The following is a 1,673-nucleotide window of genomic DNA, read 5'->3' as shown; positions in this document are numbered from 1 at the left end:
CCTGTCGCCGGTTCCTGACTGGAAGCCGCCGGTGCCGTTGCCGAGGTAGAGATGGAGGTCCTTGGTTGTCGCGTTACGCGCGATCACATCGGCCCTCCCATCCCCGTTGAAATCATGTCCTGAAGCCCCGACAGAGCAGTTGTGGCTGGTGACGTTGCGCCAGGTCTGCTCGTTCGCCCCGCCGTAGGCGACACCAGCAAAGGTCGGCTTGACCCGTTCAGAGCCGGCGAATCCCCAGGAGGCCTCCCCGTCGCCATCGGCGTCATATCCGAGCTCGAAGTGAAGGTGCGGATGTCCATTGGAGGTCGGGCCGGTCTTGCCGACCTTGCCGATCCGGCTTCCCATCTGCACCTTTGCTCCGACCGAGACCGCACGAGACTCCAGGTGTAGGTAAGTGGTGAAGTAGCCGCCACCATGATTGATCTGAATCACGTTGCCGGCGTTGCTGTGGTAGAAGGACTTGTTCACCGTTCCGGCGGCGGGGGCGATGAGAGTCGCTCCCTCAGTGCCTTGCTGGTCGGGTTCTTTCACCATGTCGAGGGCGGGGGCATGACCCCAGGTATCCAGCCGCCACTGCTGCCCGCACGGGAAGGGCAGTTGCAGATTCGGGGTGGCCGCCATCGCCGGGCTCGCCGTGACGAGCAGGCCGGAGGCGGCGATGAGCGTGGTGATGATGCCGACTGGTAAGACAGCAGCTTTAGACATGAGATTCCTCCAGGGGGACCGGCTATGCCAGCCGGTCTCTAATAAACGACGGATTCGGCTCGGCGCCCGCCTCCGGGTGGGATTACGACGATCGGCCGGGGCGGTGCGCAGCAACGGAATATCAGGGTGACCTGGCGCTGCAGGCATAACCGGCTACGCCAGTCGGTCATGGTCGTAACAGCGCTCACCGGCCCCGGCGCGGGGTGACGGCTATCGTGCACCCTTCACACTGGCCACGGAAGTCGGTATGTATAAACCGTCACAAGCCGAGGTGACCAAGGAGCAACGGAGTCTGGCGGAGGATGCGCTGCATGAATCGCGATTCGAGGGAAGCGGCACTTGCAGCCTCCGTAAGGGGCCCAATAATGACATGCGAGAGCGAGGTGAATCGACTAGCAGTGGGTGGACGCCTACGTCCTTGCCGAATTGCAGCTCTTGTGGGTGCGGCGGTTTTAGGGGAGGCAGCACTACTCCTTGTACGTCTGCGCGGGAAGAGAACAGCAGGTCACCCAGTCGCAACCCGCATAACCGCCTTCACGTTCGCCCTGCGGCCGAGGAAACCAACCATGCGGTCGGCGAGAACGGTCATCATAGGGGCAAGGAATCCTCCATATCTTGGTGACGGCCGCCGGGCGAACCGACAGTCTTCATCAAAACCAAGTACCCACATGCAGACCAGGACGTTCAGCCCGACATTCGACCTGACATATCAGTGGCCGCCCTCCCAGGACCAGCCTCGATCTTTCGTGCGCCCAGCAGGACAGGAGGTGACGCCGTGGCATAGCGGCGGATCCTTATGTTCGTAGGCTCGCCGTCGCCTGCCGGTGGAAGTCCGGTCCGGGTTAGCTGCCAGGAGGCTGACGTTCGCCGCATAGGTTCGCGACAGGGTTAGATCTATGGCCGCCCTCGCACAGGTGGAAGGGCGCTTCCTCGGCAGCCGACCGCCGTACGGACTATCGACTGGGCCC

General features: G+C 62.8%; 1 protein-coding gene. It reads right to left on the bottom strand.

All coding sequences use genetic code 11. From position 1 onward, the window contains the following. Window positions 1–705, bottom strand: a 705-nt coding sequence (locus tag FLX08_RS39765; RefSeq protein ID WP_167530769.1) for a VCBS repeat domain-containing M23 family metallopeptidase, incomplete at its 3' end; no start/stop codon positions are given. Window positions 706–1,673: the final 968 nt, after the last annotated feature.

The organism is Microbispora hainanensis (genome assembly GCF_006874475.1).
In the GTDB taxonomy this organism is placed as follows: Bacteria; Actinomycetota; Actinomycetes; order Streptosporangiales; family Streptosporangiaceae; genus Microbispora; species Microbispora hainanensis.
This window is presented reverse-complemented; position numbering and strand designations above follow the sequence as displayed.